Source organism: Paenibacillus sp. DRB1-1 (assembly GCF_052119485.1).
Lineage (GTDB): Bacteria > Bacillota > Bacilli > Paenibacillales > Paenibacillaceae > Paenibacillus > Paenibacillus polymyxa_B.
In genome coordinates, this window is record NZ_JBODQH010000002.1 from 126,487 (window position 1) to 151,287 (window position 24,801).

The window sequence follows — 24,801 nt, forward strand, 5'->3', positions numbered from 1 at the left end:
ACCTCATTAGGCGGTTTGTCCGCGATCAAACAGCTTATTGATAACTACAGTTGCCAGCAGCGAGATCAGTACAAGCAGCACAGATACAGCACACGCATAGCCATAGTTGCTCTCCATAAAAGCATAGCGGTAAATCATGAATGTCATTGTATAATTTGTAGTCCCAGGTCCCCCGTTGGTCATAATCAGCATCTGCACAAAGGCGCCTATCCCAGAGGTAATCGCGATAATGAAGCAGAATTTGTACGTTTCCCTCATCAGAGGAAGTGTAACATGCAGATGCGCTCTCCATTTGCTGCAACCGTCAATCGTGGCGGCTTCAAAGTAGTCCTCAGGTACTGACTTAACCCCTGCATATAGCAGCGCGAATTGATACCCCATAAATTGCCAGGCATTAACGAAGGCGATGGCAATAATTGATGCTGTCGGGGAGCTCAGCCAATTTTGCTGATACGGGATATTCAAAAGATCGAACAGCCGGTTGATCAGTCCGTTGCTCGGGTCGTAAATGGCGATCCACAGCTGGCACACCACAGTTACCGACAGAACAACCGGAATAAAATAAGCCGTTTTCAGTATTTTCCGCCCGCGTGTACGCGGGTCTGCACAGATCAGCGCCAATAGCGTTCCCAGTCCAATCTGAAAGACCACCAGTACAATTGCAAATATCAATCCGTTCTTAAGCGAAGTGGAAAGTAAAGGATCAGAAAAGAGCTCCCGGTAATTACTCAATCCCGAAAAGATCGGTGTACTAAGGCCATCCCAATCATAAAAGCTACGAAGAACGGTCTGCAGAACGGGATAAATCAGGATCACACTGTACAGGATCAAAGCAGGGAGCAGAAACAGTGCCAGCGCCGATTTGTTCCCCAAATATTTATTCATGTGTTGCTTCCACCCCTTATTTTCGGGACGACTCCCCCAGCGACTTATGTCGCCAGAGGTTGCTTGTCCCTGGATTATCAGTTTTCTTTCTCCAATGAACTGTTCAGATTGTTCACAAAACCCTCTACCAAAAAGTTATCCACCATCAGATTCTGAGTATTGTCATTGATTGTGTTCTGAATTTTGGTATTACTCAGAAGCTGAGCATATTCCTTGGCGTTTGGCAGCAACTCTTTGGCGACTCGCTGCATCATTGCTGGAACATTGGGGGCAATTTGCTTATCGACTTTCGGCGAAATGATTGGACTTCCGAGTTGGGTATATTTGTACTCGGCTGACTTTGTCGCAAGGAATGCTGCTACTTTTACGGCAGTTTCCTTATTTTCGCTACTCGAGGATACTGCGTAACCCTGTGGCGAACCTGCACCGTCGATAAAATATTTGGACTTCTCGTAGGTTGCTTCATCCTTTGCTGGCCAGTACATCCAGTCGACCTGGTCGCCCAGCTTTTCCTGTGAACTGTAAATTTCCCATTGTCCGTTCACAAACATGGCAGCCTTTCCCTGATAGAACAGGGACGATGCCTGATCATAATTGGTGTTCGTGGCATTTGCGTCGAACAATCCGGCTTGCTGCAATTGCTTCATCTGCTGTGCTGCCGTTACAAACGCTTCTGGCAATGCTTTTACACCTTTCTGATCAAGTGCTCCGAATCCTTGTGGCTGCTCTCTTGTGACCAGCCCATTATAAAAAGCAGTCGTAATCCACTTTTCCTTGGCAAAGATCGACATGGGCACATAACCTGCAGCTTTCAACTTTTTAGCTGCTTCGCCCATTTGATCAATCGTCCTAATCGGCGTTTCGATCCCCGCCTTCTCAAAAATCGACTTGTTGTAATAGATAAGCTGGAATTCAATGCCTGTATCCGGATAAGCATACACATGATTATCTGGAGCTACTAAACGAGACTCAACACCCGGATTAAGATTCTCCTTGAAATTAGTCGTTGTCTCATAGTTGTCCAGCACCTCGACATTTTTCGATTTTGCTAAAGTTTGCAGAGTTGGCCAATCCGTGAAATAAATGTCCGGCATGTTTCCTGTCGCCGCATAAGTCTTCAGCTTCTGGTATCCGTCCTGAACGGCAGGATCCAGTTCAATCTCAACGTTTGGCATGTCCTTTTTGAGTTCTTCCACCGCATAATCGAACGGCTTGGTGGTATCGGCGTCAAAATGCTGCGCATATACCTTCAATTTGATCGTTGTGTCTCCCGTCCCGCCCTGAGAGGAAGCTGATTTATCTCCACCACAAGCGACCAATCCAATAGAGATGGTGAGCACTAGCAAAGCTGCACCCCAACTTCTGTAAGTTTTTTTCATTTGTTTAATCCCCCTTATGCAATGTGTTTTATGTTTGCGCTTTCATTTGCATGACTACAGTATACTCCCGCTTCTTTTCTTGATTAAGGAATAAAACGGGCATAATCAGTAAAAAACGGGACAAATAGAGCAGCGGTTCTCCATATAGGAAAACCGCCAGGCTTGAATCGATGTTGTTCTGCCTCGCAGGACAAGAGCTACCTTTTTTGGAGTTGCTCATATTCAGTCGGTGTCATGCCAAAGCGTTTCTTGAAGCATTTGCTGAAATAATTGGGGTCACTGTATCCAACACTTTCAGCGATTTCCGCCAACTTCCGATTTCTGTTCAGTAAGAGCTCCTTAGCCTTCTTCATCCGAATGTGTGTAATATGATCCACTATGGAGAAGCCGGACTCCTTGCGGAAGACGCGCCGCAGATAGCTGGGATCGACGAAAACCCCGCACGAAACCTGCTCAGCAGACAACTCTGTGTCTGCATAATGCTCCTCGATATAGGTGATCGCCGCAGCAAAAAGATTGGAAGCCTTCGTAGAGTGCATATTCTCCATCAATTGGATCAGCCTGCGGTACAAAGCGAGCATCCATCCTTCAGCAGCCTCCCAGGAATCTAACTCCCGGAGCCGGTCGTAAGGAGACTTGTTCAAACCTTCATCCCATAGCCGATCATAAGGAATGCCGCGTTCACTTGCAAAGGAAAGTGCTAGAGATACGATTCCCATAAGCATCGCGTCCGCGTATTCATCCCCCCACTTATATTTACTAAGCTGCTGGATTGCCTTACGGACTTCCTCTAACGTTTCACTGTCTTTCAATCGAAGGTCTAGCACGACTGCATCACGCAGATGGCCTAAATCAGGCATACTTGCTCTGCCGTGCAACGCTTCGCTACCATGCTTACCCCACTCGGTACTTTCGCTCTCCTGCAGAAACACCGGTAGTTTCGGCTTAATACGTTCCAACATCGATAGCATTTCTTCCGCATTGAACGGCTTCAACAAATAATCCTGCACTCCGGTTCGAACCGCCTTCTGTAGGTATTCAAATTCGTTATGTCCGGATATGAATACAATAACGATGCGTTCGAACTTGACTTTCAACCTCTCGGCTAATTCAATCCCATCAATGAAGGGCATATTGATATCTACGAGGGCGAGATGCGGCTGATGCCGCTCGGCTTCTTGAAGTGCTTCCTGTCCGTTCCTTGCTTCGCAGCAAACCCTAAAGCCATGACTTTCCCAATCTATTTTTATACGCAGAAAGTCTCGGAACAGCGGCTCATCATCGACAATCATCACTTTATACATCTTTGTGTTCACTCCCCTTTGGCAGCATCGGCAGCGACAGGTCAACAGTTGTTCCCTCCGCGAGAATACTTTGAACGGATATCCCATACTCCTCGCCAAAATATAGACTCAGTCGTTGCTGAACACTGTAGGTACCGATTGATCGTATTCCTTCTTTCGGTAAATGTCTGGACATAATAGTCTGAACTTGGAATTCATCCATCCCCACACCGTTGTCCTCCACCCGAACGATCACCATATCGCCCTGTTTAAAGGCAAAAATACGGATAAAACCTTTTGTTCCTTTCTTCTTAAGACCATGGTAAATCGAATTCTCGACAAGCGGCTGAAGCGAGAGCTTCGGGATAGGTGTACCTGCAAGCTCGGGAGGGATATCCACTTCATAGCGAAACACATCGGGATAACGGATTTGCAAAATCGTCAGATAATCATCAGTAATCTGAGCTTCCTTTTCTAAAGTAATTAATTCCCGTCCCTTGTTCAGCACCATTCGATAAAAATCTGCCAGCGCTTTTGTAGTATCTCTAGCCTCATCATTACGATCTAACTCATTGAGTGCATAAATGGTATCCAAAGTGTTGTACAGAAAATGCGGTTTAATTTGGGCGCTTATCAGTGCGAGCTCATATTCACGCTTACGGTTCTGTTCCTGCCTTACCTCATCCAGCAGCTCCCGAACTCGTCTTACCATAAAGTTAAACGCTTCAGCAATCGTACCGATCTCATCCTCTGTGCGGACTGTCGTAACCGCTTGCAAGTCACCAGTTACTACTTTTCGCATGGCCCTAGTCAGTTGTTCGAGAGGGCTAACGACCATTTTGGATAAAAAGCTAGCGCCCAGCCAGGAAAAAATAAGGCACAATACGCCGATTAAGAGCGACAATCTAACATTTTGCTGGACATCAGCCGTAAGTAGGCTAAGAGATACGATATTGACCAACTTCCAATCCATCCGGGTATAATCAGTGACCGTTACCAGATTGCCCTCATCCTCGAATGAGCACGTTCCTTGGGATGCATTAGGCGCACAACGTTGGATGGCCTCACCTAGCTGTGGATTCACCGGATTCATCAGCATCTCATTGTCTTCTGCCACCGCCACGCGCATTCCGTTATCTAAAAAATAATAAGATTTGGGTGCATCCGGATCGCTGGAACGGAAGTAATCGGACAAACCTTCTTCCTTCACTAACAGAAAAAGGGTTCCATAGGGTTCGCCCGTGTCTATATTAATGACCGTCTTCCCCAACGTCAAAACCGGAGAGTTTGGATCTGGTGTTAGGAAATCCCTCTTCTCCATATCAAACCAGAGTGCCTGTCCATAACTTTCGGATTCCCTTACCCGCTTAAGCATGCTATAGATTTTGCGATCATCCCCACTTTCGGTATAAGAGGCGAAAATTGTCCCTTCATTATCAATGAATACAGCGGCATCCACCTCACGAAAGATTGACAAATCAATGGATAGGCGGCTCTGCATCAAGTTTCCAAACTGAATAGGCTCCATCGCAGTACCAGGTTTGGCACCGTATGAATCATACATCCGGTTAATATTCGTCACCATAATATTGGCCGCCGTTTCCACACTGCTGAATATGTAATCGGTCCGAGACAAGATAAGCTGAGACTCATCGACCACGTTGCTGGTGGTTCGGTCTATCAAAGAACGGCTGAAAAGCTGATTGGACAACAGTCCTAGAGTAAGCAGAGAAACAATAATTAGCGGAAGAAATACCGTTATAACCTTGCTTTTAAAGCGAAGTCGACCAAACCATTTACGAGCTAGTGACAGAATATTCAACTAGGACCCCTCCGTCATCAAGAGAATATTCATCATGTTAACACAAACAATCTCTACAGTAGTAGATCAAAAATAATGTTAAAAAAATTCAACTGTCCATCTTGAAAGTGCTTTAAAGATATGTTAGGATAAAGTCGATTTTTAGTAAAATTATTAACTAAAAAGGTGTGAGCTCTTTTGGCAACCATTAAAGACATTGCCCGCGAAGCGGGTGTGTCTGCCGCAACCGTTTCAAGGGTTTTAAATAACGATCTGTCACTGTCCGTAAGCCCCGACACCAAAAGCAGAATTTTTTTGGTTGCCGAGCAACTCGAGTATAAGCCTACCCGGCTGAGGCAATTAAAGCAGAATACGGAACGTGCCGGGAAAACGGTCTCCCTCCTGCTGTGGTGTTCTATTGAGGAGGAAAGAGACGATCCGTATTACGCCTCGATCCGCCGTGGGATCGAACTGCACTGTGAAGAGCTTGGATTGACGTTGGGCCAGACCTTGCGAGGCCGCTCATCCATTGACACCCTCCAGAAGGCTGACGGTCTGATTGTTGTGGGCGGCGTTGATCCTGAAGAGGTATTCAAACTTCATCCTGACAAGAACACCATTGTCCTTGTCGACCAGTACCATGAACAGCTAGAGTATGATTCTGTACGTCTTCATTTCCGGCAAGCTGTTGATCAGGCACTCGGACATCTACTTGAGCTTGGTCACCGACAAATCGGATTTATCGGCGGTAAGAGCGACGGTGAGCGAAGAGCGCATTATTTTGAACGATTCATGCGGGAACAGGGGTTGTACAATCCTCAATTCGTCCGTATAGGTGCCTGGAGTACCGCGGATGGTTATCTCATGATGAACGAACTTCTAACCCAACAGGAACGACCGACGGCCTGCTTCGCTGCAAGCGATCCGCTCGCCATTGGTGCCCTCCGCGCTCTTCATGGACATGGAGTCAAGGTACCAGAGGATATGGCTGTTGTCGGCTTCGACGACATTGAGATGGCAGCCTTCGTGCAGCCTCCACTAACTACTGTCCGTGCCTATCCTGAACAGATGGGAAAGGCTGCCGTGCAACTGCTCTCTGAACGGTTTGAGGGGCGTGAACCACCTGCGTACAGCGTGATCGGGACTAAGCTTGTCATTCGGGAGAGCTCATGCAAAAAAGGCTAACATCAGTACTTGAGAGTCTTATTGTCATTGATCAGTATCCTTACGTAAAACAATAATGATAAACCCCTAAGGAGTGAATATCATGAACATTCATGTTAACGAAGCGCTTGGTTTGTTTCATTTGCAGTCCAAGGAATGCAGCTATATTATCCAGCTTGTAGAAGGATATCCCGCACATGTCTATTGGGGAGCTCAACTTCATCATGACCAAAGTCTCGCAAGTATATTGGAGCTTAGGGAGCGTTGCTCCTTCTCTCCCACTCCCGTTTCTTCCAGCCGTACAATTTCTTTGGACACGCTTCCTCAGGAATACCCCCAGTATGGAACAAGCGACTTTCGTCAACCAGCTTACCAGGTTGCACTTGTGGATGGAACTCGGACTACGGAGCTGAAATATAGTGGTTACCGTATTGAACCGGGTAAACCAAAGCTCGAGGGACTTCCTTCCGTCTATACCGAATCGGATGATGAAGCCACAACCCTCTTTTTGATCCTTGAAGATCAATACACGGGGCTTAAGACTACACTGCTCTATACTGTATTTGCGAACCACAGTGCCATTGCTAGGTCTACTCTTTTTGAACAAAAGGGAAGCGCTACCATAAATATTGAACACGCCATGAGCGCCTCTGTCGACTTCGCCGATTCCAACTACCAAGCTCTTTACTTACCTGGAGCCTGGGTTCGGGAAAGACATATCCAACGCCGCGATCTCGGACCCGGCTCCCTTCGGCTCGAGAGCCGAAGGGGTTCCAGCAGTCACCAAATGAATCCATTTCTGGCACTGCTTCGTCCTGATGCGACTGAAGATCGTGGGGATGTGTACGGTTTCAGTCTAATCTACAGCAGCAACTTCGTCGCACAGGCAGAAGTAGAGCAGTTCAATCAGACTCGTGTAAGTATCGGAATCAATCCTTTTGACTTCTCCTGGCGGCTTGAGCCGGGTCAGTCATTCCAGACCCCTGAAGCCGTATTGGTCTTTTCCGAAGAAGGTCTTGGGGGCATGTCACGCACCTATCACCGACTCTATCGCACACGTCTTTGCCGGGGGACTTACCGTGACAAAGAGCGTCCTATTCTCGTGAACAATTGGGAAGCCACGTATTTCGACTTCGACGCCGATAAAATCGAAGCGATTGCCAAGGAAGCAGGCCCCCTTGGAATTGAGCTCTTTGTTCTAGATGACGGTTGGTTTGGTAAGCGCGACAACGACGACAATTCGCTTGGGGACTGGTTTGAAGACCGTCGCAAGTTGCCTGGCGGGCTTGCCGACCTGGCCAAACGGGTTAATGAACAAGGATTACAGTTTGGCTTGTGGGTTGAGCCGGAAATGGTATCACCTGATAGTGAACTGTACCGCAACCATCCCGATTGGTGCCTGCATGCGGAAGGTCGGCGGCGGACGGAAGGCCGATCCCAACTGGTGCTCGATCTCTCCCGCAAGGAAGTATGCGACTACTTGTACGAGACGCTTAGCTCCGTATTCTCGATCGCTCCGATTACTTATGTCAAGTGGGACATGAACCGTAATATGACGGAGATTGCTTCGGCTACAGCTCCTAGCGAGCGACAAAAGGAAACTGCGCACCGTTATATGCTCGGACTTTACGATCTGCTGGAACGTCTGACTTCCCAGTTCCCGGACATCTTGTTCGAAAGCTGTTCCGGAGGCGGTGGACGATTCGATCCAGGAATGCTCTACTATATGCCGCAGACATGGACCAGTGATGATACTGATGCCATTGAAAGATTGGCTATCCAGTACGGCACAAGCATCGTGTATCCGGCCAGTACCATGGGCGCACACGTATCGAATGTACCGAATCACCAGGTGGGGAGAATCACCTCCCTCGCTATACGCGGCGACGTGGCAATGAGCGGGAATTTTGGCTACGAACTTGACCTAACTGCCTTTACAAATGAAGAAAAGGAGCTCGCTGCCAAACAAATCGCCCAGTATAAGGAAATTCGTTCCCTTGTACAGCAAGGAGATATGTATCGACTCCTTAGTCCATTTGAGGGCCGAGGCGACACGGCCTGGATGTTCGTTAGCGAGGACCAGTCCGAAGCTTTTGTCGCTTACTTCCGTGTACTAGCTGAACCAAATGGGCCCATCCGGCGACTAACTCTAAAAGGACTTGACCCAGATAAAAAGTATATAATCGAACACGGAGCGACGGGCAACACTGCAGTCCATACGGGTAATACCTTAGTGGAAGATGGCGGTTCCCCCTTCCGCGTAGCATTTAATGGAGAAATTTTCGGAGGTGACCGCCTCATGAGAATTGGGCTTGTTGTCTCCGATCTCACTGGAGATTTCGCCAGCTCTACCTTCCGCCTTAAAGCTGTCTCCTGCTAATCATGGACCAGCCAGTGACGATAAAAAAATTAAAACAAGGCAGGCCGATTTTCCGGCCTGCCTTGTTTTATAACTTTGGTCCTTGTAGATTAAAGACACACAAGAGATTGCCAAGCAATTGATCATTTAATAGCATCCTTGACTTTGATTCTCCATATCATATGATCAGAGCCTGCTCCCCAATAATCTTTTAATAAATAATCAGGAGTTCCAAATTTCTTTTTCCATATTTTCTGCGCAATACGATATCCACTATCTAAACAAAATTCTTCTACTCCTCTATTTTTCAGTGTCAGATACATTGATTTCAACAATAAATTCCCTACCCCAATCTTCTGGTAGTCAGGGTGAACAAATACAGTTCCTACCTCGCACAAATTTTTAAATCTAGCATTGGTAGATTTACTTATTAGTTCACTTACCGGTCCATATTCAATAGAACCCATTATTTGATTCCCATCTACAGCGATTAATAAATATCGTTGTTCACCGTGACTCTCAAAGTCACATTCCAAATATACCCTCTTAGTCTCAATTTCCTCCTCTATGTCTTCCAACATATAACCAATGCCTTCTTTAGCAAACGTGTCTATAATCACAATTCTAAACAATTCATTTATCTTTTCGATGTCCTTAATTTCCGGCCTTCTGATTTCGACATTATTCATCTAATTTCAGCCGATGTACGTTTCAGTACGAGACGCTTTGAAAGCACACGATTCGATAACTCCATCAGGCTTTTTATTTCATAAGTGGGTTGAATGCCAGACACATTTGTTTTCCCAGCGGGGTTGAACCAGCAGGTATCGATTCCGTATTGGTTCCCTCCTTGAATATCCGAGGTCAAAGAATCACCAACCATGAGAACCTTACTTTTATCTGAAATAGCTAGCTTAGTAAATGCGTAATCGAAAATACCAGCTTGTGGCTTTTGGCAACCCACTTCCTCCGAAATAATTACCTGCTCAAATACATCACGCAGCGGTGAAAGCTGAATTCTGGAGGTTTGCACCTCTTTGATTCCATTCGTAATGATCGCCAAACGACAATCAGACAGCATATCACATAATTCAACCGCTCCGTCCATCAAAAAAGCACCTTCGCCCAAATAACGTAAATATGCTGCACTAAAGGCATCTGGATTGAAATCTAGATCATGAATAGTAAATAATCGCTTAAACCGTTCCACACGCAGTTGCGCTGAGGTAATGTGTCCTTCCTCTGCCTCTCGCCACAACGCACTGTTGATTTCATCATAACTAGCTTTATACTCAGTGGCCCCTTGTGGCAATCCAAATTGGGTAAATGTATTATGTAGCGCATGACTTTCTGCCTTTTTAAAATCAAACAACGTATCATCGACATCAAATAAAATAATTTCGTATTTCATAACAACCTCCATATCATTTCTTCACTAAATTGTTATTGAATTCCATAAGCCTTAGATTTGTTTCTGTTGGAAGTATAACAAAAAAACTAACAATACATTATTACCTTTCGGTTATTATACAGAACCTAGTTAAGCCGTCACGTCACTAATAAAAAAGTCATAGTATTTTTCATCGGTGCAAAAGGTAAATAACACTCAATAAAAATGCCCGTAAAAATGAGAATCACGCTCATTTTACGGGCTACTGAGTATCTAAGAGATGTTTTAGCAAAAATCCTAGTGATCATCATTAATCCATTTGGCTAATGTTTGATCAAAACAATGAGGTTCTTCAAACATCGGGTTATGCCCACTATATTCAAAAATCACTTTTTTCACGTTCTCGTAGGTGTCATCGACCCTATCCCATAATGAAACAGGTGCAACCAAATAATCATACCTTCCCAAACCAATAAATACGGGTTTATGGATATCCGCCAGGGATTGTATCAAATTCATGTTACCGAAAGCTTCTCCCCATAAATAATCAATGATAGGCATGTTCGTGTACACATCATTCCACGTGTAAGCCGCATCATAGGCATAATCATAAAAGCTTTGAGCTCCCATACGTATACACAAGTGAACAAATCTTCTATCAGGGTCTCTTTTGATATCTTCCTCTAATAAAACGATGTCCTTTTCAAAACGTTCCTTTCTTTCTGGACTGGCCGTTTCATAAAAGAATGAAGCGCTCTGCCGCTGTCTTTCCTGGCTGTTCGTAGGTGCTGAATTTAAAAGCACCACTTTTTGAACATAGTCCGGGTATTGTTTAACATATTCCAAAGCCATAAAGGCATGCCCGGAATGTCCTAATATGATAAATTCATTTAGATGAAGACATTGTCTTGCTGTTTCTATATCATTAATAACTTTATCCAAAGTATAGTCTTCTGGTTTTAAAGCTCGAGTCGGTTTTGCAAACCCTCTATGATCCAGGAAAATAAACTGAAACTTTTTATATAAATGGTCTGAAAATAAGCGAGGATAATATACACTACTGCCGATCACCAATATCGGCCTTCCGTTACCTGTTATAGCATATTTCAGCTCAAATCCATCACTAATAACTGTTTGATAAGTGCTCATTTATAATCTCCTTTTCTGTTTTAAATCACTCCCTTTCCTTTGTGTGATTCCCTTGTATTCTCCATAGAACGTTCCAACACTTCAACTCACCTCAGAAAGTACATTTATTTTTATGAGAAAAGTTTAACATGGTTTTTTCAAAAACAAAACTGGGTTATTTTTGTCTTACTTGTCTTTACTTATGGGATCCATACTGGAATTTTGACAAGCACATCTTTTTGGAAACAAAAAAACCGCGATTATCGCGGTTTTTTATGTAGAGGTCATACTTTTATTTGCTTGGCGACGTCCTACTCTCCCAGGACCCTGCGGTCCAAGTACCATCGGCGCTGGAGGGCTTAACGGTCGTGTTCGGGATGGGTACGTGTGGAACCCCTCCGCTATCGCCACCAAACATGAATTTACATCGTAAATTCTACCGTACGGTTATTCGATTCATCACTTATCGTGTGAATGAATAGCCATGCGCTTGTTGTATGTCACTTGTACATACTTACAAGGTTACACCCTGAAAACTGGATCCGAAACTCATTTGCGTTTTATTTTAGGATAAGCCCTCGACCGATTAGTATTGGTCAGCTCCATGCATTACTGCACTTCCACCCCCAACCTATCTACCTCGTCGTCTTCAAGGGGTCTTACTAATTGGGAAATCTCATCTTGAGGGGGGCTTCACGCTTAGATGCTTTCAGCGCTTATCCCTTCCGTACATAGCTACCCAGCGGTGCTCCTGGCGGAACAACTGGTACACCAGCGGTACGTCCATCCCGGTCCTCTCGTACTAAGGACAGCTCCTCTCAAATTTCCTACGCCCACGACAGATAGGGACCGAACTGTCTCACGACGTTCTGAACCCAGCTCGCGTACCGCTTTAATGGGCGAACAGCCCAACCCTTGGGACCTACTTCAGCCCCAGGATGCGATGAGCCGACATCGAGGTGCCAAACCTCCCCGTCGATGTGGACTCTTGGGGGAGATAAGCCTGTTATCCCCAGGGTAGCTTTTATCCGTTGAGCGATGGCCCTTCCATGCGGTACCACCGGATCACTAAGCCCGACTTTCGTCCCTGCTCGACTTGTAGGTCTCGCAGTCAAGCTCCCTTCTGCCTTTGCACTCTTCGAATGATTTCCAACCATTCTGAGGGAACCTTGGGGCGCCTCCGTTACTCTTTAGGAGGCGACCGCCCCAGTCAAACTGCCCACCTGACACTGTCCTCGCACCGGATCACGGTACCAAGTTAGAACCTAGATACGATCAGGGTGGTATCCCAAGGATGCCTCCCTTCAAGCTGGCGCTCAAAGTTCTACGGCTCCCACCTATCCTGTACAGATCGTACCCAAATTCAATATCAAGCTGCAGTAAAGCTCCATGGGGTCTTTCCGTCTTGTCGCGGGTAACCTGCATCTTCACAGGTATTAAAATTTCACCGGATCTCTCGTTGAGACAGCGCCCAAGTCGTTACGCCATTCGTGCGGGTCAGAATTTACCTGACAAGGAATTTCGCTACCTTAGGACCGTTATAGTTACGGCCGCCGTTTACTGGGGCTTCGGTTCATAGCTTCGCCCCGAAGGGCTTACCACTCCCCTTAACCTTCCAGCACCGGGCAGGCGTCAGCCCGTATACTTCGCCTTGCGGCTTCGCACAGACCTGTGTTTTTGCTAAACAGTCGCTTGGGCCTTTTCACTGCGGCCCCCTCGGGCTATTCACCCTACCGAGGCACCCCTTCTCCCGAAGTTACGGGGTCATTTTGCCGAGTTCCTTAACGAGAGTTCTTCCGCGCGCCTTAGAATTCTCTTCTCGCCTACCTGTGTCGGTTTGCGGTACGGGCACCTTCTCCTGGCTAGAGGCTTTTCTTGGCAGTCTGAGATCATGACCTTCGCTACTACAATTTTCGCTCCCCATCACAGCCCAGCCTTACGATGTGCGGATTTGCCTACACACCAGCCTCACTGCTTAGACGGACATCCATCAGTCCGCGTCACTACCCTACTGCGTCACCCCATCGCTCATAACGGATTACGGTGGTACAGGAATTTCGACCTGTTGTCCTTCGACTACGCCTATCGGCCTCGCCTTAGGTCCCGACTTACCCTGAGCGGACGAACCTTCCTCAGGAACCCTTAGGCTTTCGGCGGATCTGATTCTCACAGATCTTTTCGTTACTCATACCGGCATTCTCACTTGAATGCAGTCCAGCGCTCCTTACGGTACACCTTCAACCCGCATTCAACGCTCCCCTACCCCTGATGCATAAGCATCAAGCCATAGCTTCGGTGGTGTGTTTAGCCCCGTTACATTTTCGGCGCAGAGTCACTCGACCAGTGAGCTATTACGCACTCTTTCAATGGTGGCTGCTTCTAAGCCAACATCCTGGTTGTCTGTGCAACTCCACATCCTTTCCCACTTAACACACACTTGGGGACCTTAGCTGATGGTCTGGGCTGTTTCCCTTTCGACAATGGATCTTAGCACTCACTGTCTGACTCCCGGAACTAAATCTATGGCATTCGGAGTTTGACTGAGCTTGGTAACCCTTGCGGGCCCCGCACCCAATCAGTGCTCTACCTCCACGATTCTTCTTTCCGAGGCTAGCCCTAAAGCTATTTCGGGGAGAACCAGCTATCTCCGGGTTCGATTGGAATTTCTCCGCTACCCCCACCTCATCCCCGCATTTTTCAACATGCGTGGGTTCGGGCCTCCAGTGCGTGTTACCGCACCTTCACCCTGGACAGGGGTAGATCACCCGGTTTCGGGTCTACGTCCACGTACTCAAGTCGCCCTATTCAGACTCGCTTTCGCTGCGGCTTCAGCTCTTCACCTTAACCTTGCACGGGAACGTAACTCGCCGGTTCATTCTACAAAAGGCACGCCATCACCCATAGATCGGGCTCTGACTTCTTGTAAGCACACGGTTTCAGGATCTATTTCACTCCCCTTCCGGGGTGCTTTTCACCTTTCCCTCACGGTACTGCTTCACTATCGGTCGCCAGGGAGTATTTAGCCTTGGCAGATGGTCCTGCCGGATTCATACGGGGTTTCACGTGCCCCGCACTACTCGGGATCCGTCTCGGAGAGAACAAGTTTTGAATTACAGGGCTTTTACCTTCTCTGGCGGGCCTTTCCAGACCTCTTCATCTAACCGATTCCTTTGTAACTCCATGTGAGACGTCCCACAACCCCAAGGAGCAAGCTCCTTGGTTTGGGCTAATCCGCGTTCGCTCGCCGCTACTGACGGAATCACTATTGTTTTCTCTTCCTCAGGGTACTTAGATGTTTCAGTTCCCCTGGTCTGCCTCTATTCTGCCTATGTATTCAGCAGAAAGTGACTGTCGATGAAGACAGCCGGGTTTCCCCATTCGGACATCCCCGGATCAAAGCTTGCTTACAGCTCCCCGAGGCTTTATCGTTGTTCGCCACGTCCTTCGTCGGCTCCTGGCGCCTAGGCATCCTCCGTGTGCTCTTTGTAGCTTAACCTAGTATTTACATCGTAAATACGATTTGCTTTGAATTTCGGTTCAACACTTACGTGTGAATGAAATTCAAGGCAGCTACCTTTATTTCACTTGTTTACACAAGATCAGCTTAAAGGAATATTCTAAAACGCAATTTCGTTTCGGTATCCAGTTTTCAAGGTGCAATATTCTCTCCGGCTTTAACCCCGGAAAAACATCATATCAAATTCCTCAATACTTGAATACAAGTATTGAGGAAATCCTAAGTGAGAGTTTGAGCTCTCAAAACTGAGCAACGAGTGAGTAAGTTAAGGATATTCATTTCATTCACACGAACGTGATGAACCGAATTGAATATCCGGTCGCAGGTACATGTACCTGCTTATTTGAATGTTTCCATCGCAGGAAACGATTCTCCATAGAAAGGAGGTGATCCAGCCGCACCTTCCGATACGGCTACCTTGTTACGACTTCACCCCAATCATCTACCCCACCTTCGGCGGCTGGCTCCCTTGCGGGTTACCCCACCGACTTCGGGTGTTGTAAACTCTCGTGGTGTGACGGGCGGTGTGTACAAGACCCGGGAACGTATTCACCGCGGCATGCTGATCCGCGATTACTAGCAATTCCGACTTCATGTAGGCGAGTTGCAGCCTACAATCCGAACTAAGACCGGCTTTTCTAGGATTGGCTCCACCTCGCGATTTCGCTTCCCGTTGTACCGGCCATTGTAGTACGTGTGTAGCCCAGGTCATAAGGGGCATGATGATTTGACGTCATCCCCACCTTCCTCCGGTTTGTCACCGGCAGTCTGCTTAGAGTGCCCAGCTTGACCTGCTGGCAACTAAGCATAAGGGTTGCGCTCGTTGCGGGACTTAACCCAACATCTCACGACACGAGCTGACGACAACCATGCACCACCTGTCTCCTCTGTCCCGAAGGAAAGGTCTATCTCTAGACCGGTCAGAGGGATGTCAAGACCTGGTAAGGTTCTTCGCGTTGCTTCGAATTAAACCACATACTCCACTGCTTGTGCGGGTCCCCGTCAATTCCTTTGAGTTTCAGTCTTGCGACCGTACTCCCCAGGCGGAATGCTTAATGTGTTAACTTCGGCACCAAGGGTATCGAAACCCCTAACACCTAGCATTCATCGTTTACGGCGTGGACTACCAGGGTATCTAATCCTGTTTGCTCCCCACGCTTTCGCGCCTCAGCGTCAGTTACAGCCCAGAGAGTCGCCTTCGCCACTGGTGTTCCTCCACATATCTACGCATTTCACCGCTACACGTGGAATTCCACTCTCCTCTTCTGCACTCAAGCTCCCCAGTTTCCAGTGCGACCCGAAGTTGAGCCTCGGGATTAAACACCAGACTTAAAGAGCCGCCTGCGCGCGCTTTACGCCCAATAATTCCGGACAACGCTTGCCCCCTACGTATTACCGCGGCTGCTGGCACGTAGTTAGCCGGGGCTTTCTTCTCAGGTACCGTCACTCTTGTAGCAGTTACTCTACAAGACGTTCTTCCCTGGCAACAGAGCTTTACGATCCGAAAACCTTCATCACTCACGCGGCGTTGCTCCGTCAGGCTTTCGCCCATTGCGGAAGATTCCCTACTGCTGCCTCCCGTAGGAGTCTGGGCCGTGTCTCAGTCCCAGTGTGGCCGATCACCCTCTCAGGTCGGCTACGCATCGTCGCCTTGGTAGGCCTTTACCCCACCAACTAGCTAATGCGCCGCAGGCCCATCCACAAGTAACAGATTGCTCCGTCTTTCCTCCTTCTCCCATGCAGGAAAAGGATGTATCGGGTATTAGCTACCGTTTCCGGTAGTTATCCCTGTCTTGTGGGCAGGTTGCCTACGTGTTACTCACCCGTCCGCCGCTAGGTTAATTAGAAGCAAGCTTCTAATTAACCCCGCTCGACTTGCATGTATTAGGCACGCCGCCAGCGTTCGTCCTGAGCCAGGATCAAACTCTCCATTAAAGACCAACCGAAGTTGGTTTATAGAAAGAGCGATAAGCTCATTTTGAAACTGACGAGATAAAATATCTCTTGTTTGATTTTGCGAACAAAATCGTTTTACTCACTCGTTGTTCAGTTTTCAAAGATCAAATCAACAGCCGTTTAAACTGGCTGAATATATAATTTATCACGTGTATGCCTATCAGGCAAGTTGTAATATTTCCCAGTTCGCTAGTTTGTATTTCTACACGGTGTAGTTTTTATTAAAACTCTCCAACACACGGAGAATTACATGGAACAACCGTAACTCCTTTATCTCCTACTTAAAGTGCAAAGGTTATCAGATATAAACGTCATAAATCAGAAAAGCAGAAGCTCTTTATGTATTGGAGGAGCCGCTACTTTCGCTTTTTTAGATAAAATACTGAAATGTTCGCTTAGCTTAAAGCTTTAGCTAAATCCTGTATCAAAAGTTCAGCAGGCTCATGCCCTACAGCCAGGCGGATAAGCGATTCAGGCATGTATTGTTTTTTTAGACTCTGCTTATTGAAGCCGTAGTTTGGTGAGATCACCTGGCTTTCCATAGCCCCCCAAGATGCACCGATCCGGATCAGTCGCAGTTTATTGATCACTCTACATATATCCTCATAAGTCGAATCCTTTAGTTCAAAACTGAATAATCCGGCATATCCTTTGAGCTGTCTACATGCCAGCTCATGTTGTGGATGAGAAGGAAGTCCGGGATGATTCACTTTGGAAATGGCCGGATGATCTGATAGAAAACGCGCAACCAACAGAGCATTCCTTTGATGGGCTTCCATACGGAGCGGGAGTGTTCTTAGACCCCGAATGAGTAACCAGACTTCAAAAGGGCCCAACGAGCCGCCAATCAACTCATACTCTTCAACATACATACGGTTTATTATCTCTTTAGAAGCGATCACTGCCCCAGCAATTAAATCATTATGACCACCCAAGTACTTGGATGCGGAGTGAACAACGATATCTACGCCCCATTCCAATGGTTTTTGAAAAAGGGGTGTAGCCCATGAATTATCTATGATTGTACGTATACCCTTTGCTTTGGAAAGCGAAGTTACCTCCTGAATATTTACCATATCGAATGTGAATGAGGTAGGAGACTCCATAAGAATAGCACGGGTCTGCGGTTCGATGGCATCAGCGACTGCTTCCGTAGAAGTCGAATGTACGATTATATAGTCTATTCGGAACCTCTTTAAATATTGGGCTAGGCTGACGGAGGTCTCATATATGTGTCCGACCAGAATCAGATGGTCCCCTGCGGATAAGCTACACATTAGAGCGGCACTGATAGCAGCCATTCCGGAAGCAAAGCACTTGCAATCCGCCCCACCTTCCAGCGCAGCAATCATTTGCTCTGCAATCTGAACGGTAGGATTGGTTCCCCTCGAATAGACATAATGCTCCTTTTCATTATTAGCCGCTTCAGCATAATCTTCGTAAGTATCAAAGAAAAATGGAGCAGTCTCATAAATTGGAGGAGCAGCAGCCTTAGCAAAATACCCTATTTCGTCCTCAAACCGGAGACAGATAAGCTGATCATCCGAGAAACTCAAACTGATCACCACCTTCTGAAAAAATTTCAAACCCATAAGAGGTAGTCTCCCCAATCCGGGGCCCAAATATTCTATATGCTGAACTCCTCTGCACCCTGTGCTGGTTGATTTGCGAAATTCGAGAATTATGAGGCTTCCAAATGCCTTTCATTAAGTATCCAATTTATAAAAATAGAGTATATTTTGGGGTTGCAAGGCAAAGATTGCTATCGTTGGAAGTATATATGCCCTGGCAGTTTCCATCGCCGGCGGAGTAAGACGAGCTATTCAGGAACCCAGTACTCAGACCGTAGTTCGGGGTCCTAAAGAAGGTTTTACGGAGGATATCTCAACCAACATCACACTGATTAGAAGAAAATTGCGCACACCTGACCTTAAATTTGAAAGTCACATTATTGGTCGATATACACAAACCAAAGTCATGTTAGCCTACATTGAAAATGTCGCTAATCTAGAAATAGTACGGGAAATTACCAAACGGCTTCAATCCATTGATACGGACAGCATACTTGAAAGTGGATACATAGAAGAATTCATTCAGGATGAACCGATTACTCCCTTTCCCACAATGCTTAACTCGGAGCGTCCGGATACAGTCGCCGGAAGCCTTTTAGATGGCCAAATAGCAATTCTGGTTGATGGGACGCCATTCGCGCTGATTGCACCTGTAACCTTCTTTAATTTCTTTCAGACGGCTGAAGATTACTACCAGAGATATGATATTTCAACTTTTTTAAGGGCTCTTCGTATGGTGTCTTTTCTAGTCTCATTGTTGCTTCCTTCTCTATTTATAGCCCTGACGACTTTTCAACAGGAAATGATCCCCACCACGCTGTTAATTACGCTGATGGCTCAACGGGAAGGAACTCCTTTTCCTGCATTATTGGAGGCATTAATAATGGAATTGATGTTTGAAGTGATTCGTGAAGCTGGTGTACGAATGCCCAGGGTCATCGGACCAGCCGTTTCAATCGTAGGAGCTCTGGTTATTGGACAAGCAGCGGTGCAAGCCGGACTGGTCTCAGGTGCAATGGTTATCGTTGTTGCCTTCACAGCTATATCGAACTTTGTTATCCCGTATTTCAGTATGGCCTCAGCAGTCAGGTTGCTACGTTTTGCTCTTATGTTACTGACGGCGGCTCTAGGCTTATTCGGTATTCTGATTGGGCTTATCCCCCTTATAGTTCATCTTGTATCACTCAAATCATTCGGAGTTCATTATTTCATGCCCTACAGCCCCTTCTATAAATCTAATATGAAGGATCTAGTCATTAGAGTTCCATGGTGGGCTATGAAAACCAGACCTAGTGAAAAATCAGGTTCCAACAAGACCAGACAGGCAACCCATCAATACCCTGCCAGTTCAGATGAAATCAAAAATAATGACAAGTCTGATACCCAAAAATAGGAGAGATCAATGGTGCGGCAATTAAGAGTTAGTTATGTTCTGTTTATTGCAGGGTTATTACTTACAGGGTGCGTAGATCGTACAGAATTGAACGAATTAGGCATCACAACAGCAACTGGAATTGATGGACATAAGGGCGACTGGATCAATACTTATCAAATCATCATTCCATCAGCCATGACGACTGGCTCAGGTGGTTCTTCCACGGGGGCATCGCAAAGTGCTGTACATACCTTCACTACACATGGAAAAACATTGAGAGAGACCGTTACGAAGAGTAGCCTGGAATACCCACGCAAACTGTATTTTGCCCAAAATAATATAATCGTTATTGGAAAAAAAGCAGCAGAACAAGGGCTTGAAGAGATTATTGATATTTACCTCCGTAACCTTGATTCACGAGAAACTGTAAAAATATTCATTGCCAACGGAGAAGCTCGTGATTTTTTAAAAAAGCTTGTACCACCAGAGAAGATTCCCGGTCAAGCTTTAGAAAATATTATAGAGAAAAACAGCAAATTGGGATCAATTTATCCTGCAGTATCTATGTTTGAGTTTATTTCGAAAATTAGTTCCGATAGTGGTGCAGCAGGAGTTCCAGAAATATCTCTTGAGGGTTCCGAACCGGAGAAACTAGATTCTGTTGATGTTTTCAAGGAGACATCCGCCAAAGGTAAACTTAAGTTATCAGGCCTAAGCATTTTCCAGAAAGACAAGAGAGTCGGCTTCCTAAATGAAAAGGAAAGTATAGGGGTTTCATGGTTAAACAACCAGATTAAAAATACCACTATAAGCTATGTCGATGGGAATGCTACGGCCGCGTTCCTCATCCGGAAAGCCAAAGTTAAGATTACGCCGATAAAGGATTTAAATCATTATTCCCTAAAAGTAGACGTTAAAGCTACCGGGGATCTTTTGTCAGCCTCTTCGCAAAGAGAAATGAAAAATATGCAAAGTATAGATCAATTGCAGGAGCAAGCAGCAGAAACGATCAAGTTGCAAATCAATGAAGGATGGAGAGCCTTAAAGCAAAAGAATATCGACCTCATTGGTATTGGAAATAAAATTCATCGCAAGTACCCAAAAGACTGGAAAAAAATAAAGGAGACCTGGCCTAGGGAGTTAGAAAACATGGATTTACAAATAAATGTAAAAATGATGCTTGCACGCCCAGGATTATTTGAAAAATCTTCTAACGAACTGTTGAAATGATACAAATAGGGAGAGATGAATTGAAGCAATGCGTCAAAATACAATACGAATATCCGAGTTGATCATTTGTATGTCTTTATTTGAAGTTGGAAGTACAACGTTGTTTTTAATGGGGGCTGAAGCAAAGCAAGATGCTTGGTTAGTCATGTTGATCGGCGCTTTAGCAGGACTACTTCTGCTAAAGCTCCATCTTGCTATCCACCATCAGGACCCCGAATTAGATTTGTTCATGTTGTGTCGCCGTTACATAGGAAAATATATGGGTACAATCATCAACCTACTTTTTGTGATGTATTTTATGTATGAAGCTTCTCGGAACTTACGCGATTTAGGCGAGGTGACAGTAATGACTTTGCTACGCCAAACCCCCTTGTGGATCATCATCTTGATCACAATCATGATTGTATCCAATACAGTTCGTTACGGCTACAAAACATTGTTTTTATTTTGCTTATTCCTTTTCCCTTTTTTTATACTTGGATACGCTATAATTAGTATATTAATTCCGGCAACCGGTCTCTTTCACTTGGAAAATTCCCTTCCTGCTCTAGAGGAAGGATGGAAACCCATTTTTAAAGCCGCTATTCCTGAGCTTATCTCCTTTCCATTCGGACAGACCGTATTATTTCTTGTATTTTATCCGCTTGCACATAAAGGCCGGAATCTCACAAAACCCGTTTTCTTTGCCTATATAGTTACCGCACTAGCTCTGACATTTATTAATCAATTGGATATTTTTGTTCTCGGCCCTAAGATCGCCGCAGAAAGCACACTTCCTCTTTTGGAATCCGTTCAGTTGATTGAATTGGCGGATGTGTTCGAACGAATGGATGCCCTTTTCACTTTGCTTCTCTTTCTTGGCTTGATCATCAAAATGTCTTTATTTTTTAATGGCGCCGTGATAGGACTTGAAAAAATAACCGGAGTCGGATTTAAAAAATGGATTCTTCCCCTTGCAGCACTTATTTACGGGCTTTCTTTTGTGTCTCCTACCTATACCCATCACATGGTAATCGGTCAAAAATTTGTAATTAATACTTGGTTCCCTATTTTTCAGATTGTACTCCCTTTGTTACTGTTTACAGTTATTTTTATTAAAAGAAGAAAAAAGACAAATAAACAGTCCTCTTCATGAGAAAATGATAGTTCAATACCCCAAAGTTCTGCCTCTTCTCAGCAGCTACACCATACACGGTAAGAAGCGTAGATTTGTAGTAAGCCTATCATTCAAATATTCTACCTTTTTTATTGTTGCTTTTTCTCTTTCATCGGCACGATGTGAAGTGTTCCATCCTCGCTAAACTCTGCGTAGGTGATTTCGTCGATACTATTATATCCCTGCTCTCGCACCTTTACTTTAATCTCTTCAATATCGATTGACTTCCCACGCATAGATTCGTTCAGAAGCTTTCCTTTATCAATGACTGTAACAGAAAAAAGATCAGGCTGTGCATCTATTCCCATATCCTGAGCGGCGGGTGGTTCGTATTCGGGTTTGCGCATGACTGACAATGAACCATTCGTTTCTAACGTGGCGTACCAGACCTCACGAAGAGAAAAAATATTTTGCTGGCGTAGCATGGAGAGCAGCTGGGTAAATTCTATATCATATTTTTCAAGCATCTCTTGATTGACCTGACCCTTATCCACGAGTAGCACTGTTCGGCCTTCTGCCATATATCCAAATTTCACAAAACGGGTCGTCGCCTTTTCAAAAAAGTAGGCCAGCGCGCACCATAGCGCCAAAGCAAACAAAAGCTGCCCAATGGTCACCTTATCGTCATATAACGTATTTCCCACAATTTCGCTTAACACCAATGATGTAAGAAAATCGAGTGGTGTTAACTGACTGAGTGTTTTCCGACCTGTAATAAAAGTAATGATCCACAAGCCAAAAAAGCTGATGATCAATTTGACACCAATCGTAACAAATACCTCCATAAATAGGCCTCCCGGAAGAAGTTGTTTTCCTTATGTGTTATTTACACCTGTCTACCTCAGCATAAACAAAGGGTTATTCCTAAAATTGTCCAATAAAAAAGCCCGCTACCAACTAGAGGCAGCGAGCTCTTTAATTACGGCTATTATATATATTGTACATATGACATCATTGCCCGCTAGCTTGAACTCTGGAGACATGACTATCTACTTTTCACAAGAAGCTGAATCGCTTCTTTAACCAGCTTATCCGTGTCTCCTCCAGCCTCTTGCTCTTCCAATATACATCGTTGTAGATTCTCTGCTACAATTTGGGCAATCGCTTTATCTGATGCGTTACGTACGGCAGATAACTGGCTAACGACGTCTTTGCACGATTTTCCTTCATCCATTAAACGAAGTACCCCACGCACCTGTCCCTCAATCCTCCTCAGGCGCGTTTTCAGTTCATCACTGTAATTGTAATCCATAAGCAATGCACTCCTTTTTTGACTTACCATATACACGTATAGGTATATTATAAACCAAAAAAATAAATAGGATACCCTAAATAAATAGATTCACCTTCCCCTGCGAAGCATCCCCCAAGTAGGCGGCTACTCCAGCATATTCTAAACCGTCGATTAGCTCTTCTTGCTGCAGTCCTAACAAATCCATGGTCATGGTACAGGCGACGAGCTTGATCCCCTGCTCTCGTGCCAACTCTATAAGCTGCGGCAAGGAAAGCGCATTGTGCTTTTTCATGACATGCTTGATCATCTGTGGACCGAGTCCGGCAAAATTCATTTTGGATAGTGCAAGCTTTTTGGGTCCACGAGGCATGATCCAGCCAAAGGCTTTTTCGAGCATTCCCTTATTGGTGCTCACGATTTCATCCTTGCGTAACGTATTTAGCCCCCAAAAAGTAAAGAAAATAGTTACTTCATGATCATATGCTGCCGCTCCATTTGCAATAATGAATGCAGCAATCGCCCTATCCAGCTCCCCGCTGAATAATACAATCGTTGTTTTGGACTGAGCATGTTCTTGATTATTTGTATAAATTCCTGCTGTCGTACTCATATGGATTCGCTTCCCTTAGTCTCTCCAGCCCATTCGGATATGCCTGAAAGCACAGATTTGACTTTTTTAGCGCCTTTGGAAACTAATAACTGACAAGCCATTTCACTGCGTGCTCCAGCTTGGCAAATCACTGCGATCTCTTCTTCCAAGTTCAGCTCAGAAAGTCTGTTCTCCAATTCGCCCAGAGGGATGTGCTTAGATCCAGGGATATGTTTAAGCGCAAATTCAGCGGGTTCACGAACATCAAGCAAAATGAAGTTCTCTTTTCCAGAACATTTTGCTTGTAGCTCTTCATGGCTTATCGTAGAAGAAATTATTTGCTCCTTCTTCACTTCAGCCGGATTTGCTTTGCGTAAATAATGTCGCATTACATCTCCTTCTTGGAGAGTGCCCAAATATTGATGTCCGGTGTTTTTGGCCCAGCTCTGAAAATCGGCTAATGAACCTTTGTCAGTCGCCTGAACCTCCATAATCTTTCCGGGAACGAGCTCATTCATAGCCTTTTTTGTCTTTACTATAGGCATAGGACAAGCTAGCCCTTTGCAATCAAGAATATGATCTGCTTGGATATTGTTAGTTGATGACATTCTATAACCTCCACCTGTTTTTTGAGGGGGCTTACCTTAGTTAAATTTCTTTATACATATACCCCTATGGGTATTAGAATAACGAGACTCGCTTCTTTTGTCAACTTATTTGGCCGTTTTTTCTCAGAAGCAAACGAAACCATGTCTTGAACAAAATAAAATTAAAAGCAAAAAAA

General features: G+C 45.4%; 16 protein-coding genes, 3 rRNA genes and 1 pseudogene. 5 read left to right on the plus strand and 15 right to left on the minus strand.

Translation table 11 applies throughout. From position 1 onward, the window contains the following. Positions 1–6: 6 nt before the first annotated feature. The 4 genes from ACQW03_RS25145 to ACQW03_RS25160 form a co-directional block, all read right to left on the minus strand. Complete coding sequence (locus ACQW03_RS25145; RefSeq protein ID WP_441952571.1) at positions 7–885, minus strand: carbohydrate ABC transporter permease; 879 nt, start codon at positions 883–885, stop codon at positions 7–9. A 77-nt stretch (positions 886–962) separates the two neighbouring features. Beyond that, positions 963–2,264, minus strand: a complete 1,302-nt coding sequence (locus ACQW03_RS25150; protein ID WP_441952573.1) for an ABC transporter substrate-binding protein — start codon at positions 2,262–2,264, stop codon at positions 963–965. 197 nt (positions 2,265–2,461) lie between these two features. Next, positions 2,462–3,568, minus strand: a complete 1,107-nt coding sequence (locus tag ACQW03_RS25155; protein WP_076294689.1) for a response regulator transcription factor — start codon at positions 3,566–3,568, stop codon at positions 2,462–2,464. Next, a complete protein-coding gene (locus tag ACQW03_RS25160) occupies positions 3,561–5,369 on the minus strand; it encodes a cache domain-containing sensor histidine kinase (RefSeq protein ID WP_441952575.1) in 1,809 nt (602 codons plus the stop codon). Before ACQW03_RS25160 ends, ACQW03_RS25155 begins: the two co-directional genes overlap by 8 nt. A 177-nt stretch (positions 5,370–5,546) precedes the next feature. On the opposite strand from ACQW03_RS25160, the gene ACQW03_RS25165 reads away from it, so the two are divergent. Beyond that, positions 5,547–6,533 carry a LacI family DNA-binding transcriptional regulator gene (locus ACQW03_RS25165; protein ID WP_220031354.1) on the plus strand — a complete coding sequence of 329 codons (987 nt, stop codon included), beginning with the start codon at positions 5,547–5,549 and terminating at the stop codon, positions 6,531–6,533. Positions 6,534–6,615: 82 nt separating this feature from the next. Beyond that, positions 6,616–8,892: an alpha-galactosidase gene (locus tag ACQW03_RS25170; RefSeq protein WP_441952577.1), complete on the plus strand. Its 2,277-nt coding sequence runs from the start codon at positions 6,616–6,618 to the stop codon at positions 8,890–8,892. Positions 8,893–9,014: 122 nt separating this feature from the next. On the opposite strand, the gene ACQW03_RS25175 is transcribed toward ACQW03_RS25170, so the two are convergent. The 7 genes from ACQW03_RS25175 to ACQW03_RS25205 all read right to left on the minus strand — a co-directional run bounded on the left by ACQW03_RS25175 (position 9,015) and on the right by ACQW03_RS25205 (position 18,454). Beyond that, positions 9,015–9,560 carry a GNAT family N-acetyltransferase gene (locus tag ACQW03_RS25175; RefSeq protein WP_441952579.1) on the minus strand — a complete coding sequence of 182 codons (546 nt, stop codon included), beginning with the start codon at positions 9,558–9,560 and terminating at the stop codon, positions 9,015–9,017. After that, entirely contained in the window at positions 9,557–10,282 is a 726-nt protein-coding gene (locus ACQW03_RS25180; RefSeq protein ID WP_104494942.1) for a YjjG family noncanonical pyrimidine nucleotidase, read from the minus strand. The genes ACQW03_RS25175 and ACQW03_RS25180 overlap by 4 nt, the downstream gene beginning before the upstream one ends. A gap of 276 nt (positions 10,283–10,558) precedes the next feature. Next, entirely contained in the window at positions 10,559–11,410 is an 852-nt protein-coding gene (locus ACQW03_RS25185) for an alpha/beta fold hydrolase (RefSeq protein ID WP_441952581.1), read from the minus strand. A gap of 277 nt (positions 11,411–11,687) precedes the next feature. Beyond that, a 5S ribosomal RNA gene (gene rrf, locus ACQW03_RS25190) occupies positions 11,688–11,804 on the minus strand. A gap of 151 nt (positions 11,805–11,955) precedes the next feature. Next, positions 11,956–14,885, minus strand: a 23S ribosomal RNA gene (locus ACQW03_RS25195). 400 nt (positions 14,886–15,285) lie between these two features. Further along, positions 15,286–16,841: ribosomal RNA gene (locus ACQW03_RS25200) — 16S ribosomal RNA — on the minus strand. Together the 16S, 23S and 5S rRNA genes form the textbook arrangement of a ribosomal RNA operon. Before the next feature lie 416 nt (positions 16,842–17,257). Further along, positions 17,258–18,454 (minus strand): trans-sulfuration enzyme family protein, encoded by a 1,197-nt coding sequence (locus tag ACQW03_RS25205; protein ID WP_441952583.1) that lies wholly within the window; start codon positions 18,452–18,454, stop codon positions 17,258–17,260. 160 nt (positions 18,455–18,614) lie between these two features. Between ACQW03_RS25205 and ACQW03_RS25210 the strand changes: the two are divergent. From ACQW03_RS25210 to ACQW03_RS25220, 3 genes and pseudogenes are all read left to right on the plus strand, one after another. Then, a pseudogene (locus tag ACQW03_RS25210) lies at positions 18,615–19,826 on the plus strand (spore germination protein); the annotation flags it as partial. A gap of 9 nt (positions 19,827–19,835) precedes the next feature. After that, complete coding sequence (locus ACQW03_RS25215) at positions 19,836–21,038, plus strand: Ger(x)C family spore germination protein (protein ID WP_441952585.1); 1,203 nt, start codon at positions 19,836–19,838, stop codon at positions 21,036–21,038. Positions 21,039–21,066: 28 nt separating this feature from the next. Next, entirely contained in the window at positions 21,067–22,173 is a 1,107-nt protein-coding gene (locus ACQW03_RS25220) for a GerAB/ArcD/ProY family transporter (RefSeq protein WP_441952587.1), read from the plus strand. A gap of 110 nt (positions 22,174–22,283) precedes the next feature. Here ACQW03_RS25220 and ACQW03_RS25225 read toward each other — a convergent pair whose 3' ends face one another. The 4 genes from ACQW03_RS25225 to ACQW03_RS25240 all read right to left on the minus strand — a co-directional run bounded on the left by ACQW03_RS25225 (position 22,284) and on the right by ACQW03_RS25240 (position 24,625). Beyond that, complete coding sequence (locus ACQW03_RS25225) at positions 22,284–22,979, minus strand: YetF domain-containing protein (protein ID WP_441952589.1); 696 nt, start codon at positions 22,977–22,979, stop codon at positions 22,284–22,286. Between the two features lie 200 nt (positions 22,980–23,179). Continuing rightward, entirely contained in the window at positions 23,180–23,446 is a 267-nt protein-coding gene (locus ACQW03_RS25230) for a metal-sensitive transcriptional regulator (protein ID WP_013310304.1), read from the minus strand. A 76-nt stretch (positions 23,447–23,522) separates the two neighbouring features. Further along, the gene (locus ACQW03_RS25235; RefSeq protein ID WP_441952591.1) at positions 23,523–24,038 is read right to left on the minus strand and encodes a DsrE/DsrF/DrsH-like family protein; all 516 of its coding nucleotides are present in this window, start codon (positions 24,036–24,038) and stop codon (positions 23,523–23,525) included. Next, a complete protein-coding gene (locus tag ACQW03_RS25240; RefSeq protein ID WP_076294799.1) occupies positions 24,035–24,625 on the minus strand; it encodes a sulfurtransferase TusA family protein in 591 nt (196 codons plus the stop codon). The genes ACQW03_RS25235 and ACQW03_RS25240 overlap by 4 nt, the downstream gene beginning before the upstream one ends. Positions 24,626–24,801 lie beyond the last annotated feature (176 nt).

Excerpts from the sequence above, each read along its gene's own strand:
- ACQW03_RS25145 (WP_441952571.1), bottom strand. The coding sequence starts at position 885 with ATGAATAAATATTTGGGGAACAAATCGGCGCTGGCACTGTTTCTGCTC.
- ACQW03_RS25150 (WP_441952573.1), bottom strand. The coding sequence starts at position 2,264 with ATGAAAAAAACTTACAGAAGTTGGGGTGCAGCTTTGCTAGTGCTCACC.
- ACQW03_RS25155 (WP_076294689.1), bottom strand. The coding sequence starts at position 3,568 with ATGTATAAAGTGATGATTGTCGATGATGAGCCGCTGTTCCGAGACTTT.
- ACQW03_RS25170 (WP_441952577.1), top strand. The coding sequence starts at position 6,616 with ATGAACATTCATGTTAACGAAGCGCTTGGTTTGTTTCATTTGCAGTCC.
- ACQW03_RS25175 (WP_441952579.1), bottom strand. The coding sequence starts at position 9,560 with ATGAATAATGTCGAAATCAGAAGGCCGGAAATTAAGGACATCGAAAAG.
- ACQW03_RS25180 (WP_104494942.1), bottom strand. The coding sequence starts at position 10,282 with ATGAAATACGAAATTATTTTATTTGATGTCGATGATACGTTGTTTGAT.
- ACQW03_RS25185 (WP_441952581.1), bottom strand. The coding sequence starts at position 11,410 with ATGAGCACTTATCAAACAGTTATTAGTGATGGATTTGAGCTGAAATAT.
- ACQW03_RS25205 (WP_441952583.1), bottom strand. The coding sequence starts at position 18,454 with ATGGGTTTGAAATTTTTTCAGAAGGTGGTGATCAGTTTGAGTTTCTCG.
- ACQW03_RS25215 (WP_441952585.1), top strand. The coding sequence starts at position 19,836 with ATGGTGCGGCAATTAAGAGTTAGTTATGTTCTGTTTATTGCAGGGTTA.
- ACQW03_RS25220 (WP_441952587.1), top strand. The coding sequence starts at position 21,067 with ATGCGTCAAAATACAATACGAATATCCGAGTTGATCATTTGTATGTCT.
- ACQW03_RS25225 (WP_441952589.1), bottom strand. The coding sequence starts at position 22,979 with ATGGAGGTATTTGTTACGATTGGTGTCAAATTGATCATCAGCTTTTTT.
- ACQW03_RS25230 (WP_013310304.1), bottom strand. The coding sequence starts at position 23,446 with ATGGATTACAATTACAGTGATGAACTGAAAACGCGCCTGAGGAGGATT.
- ACQW03_RS25235 (WP_441952591.1), bottom strand. The coding sequence starts at position 24,038 with ATGAGTACGACAGCAGGAATTTATACAAATAATCAAGAACATGCTCAG.
- ACQW03_RS25240 (WP_076294799.1), bottom strand. The coding sequence starts at position 24,625 with ATGTCATCAACTAACAATATCCAAGCAGATCATATTCTTGATTGCAAA.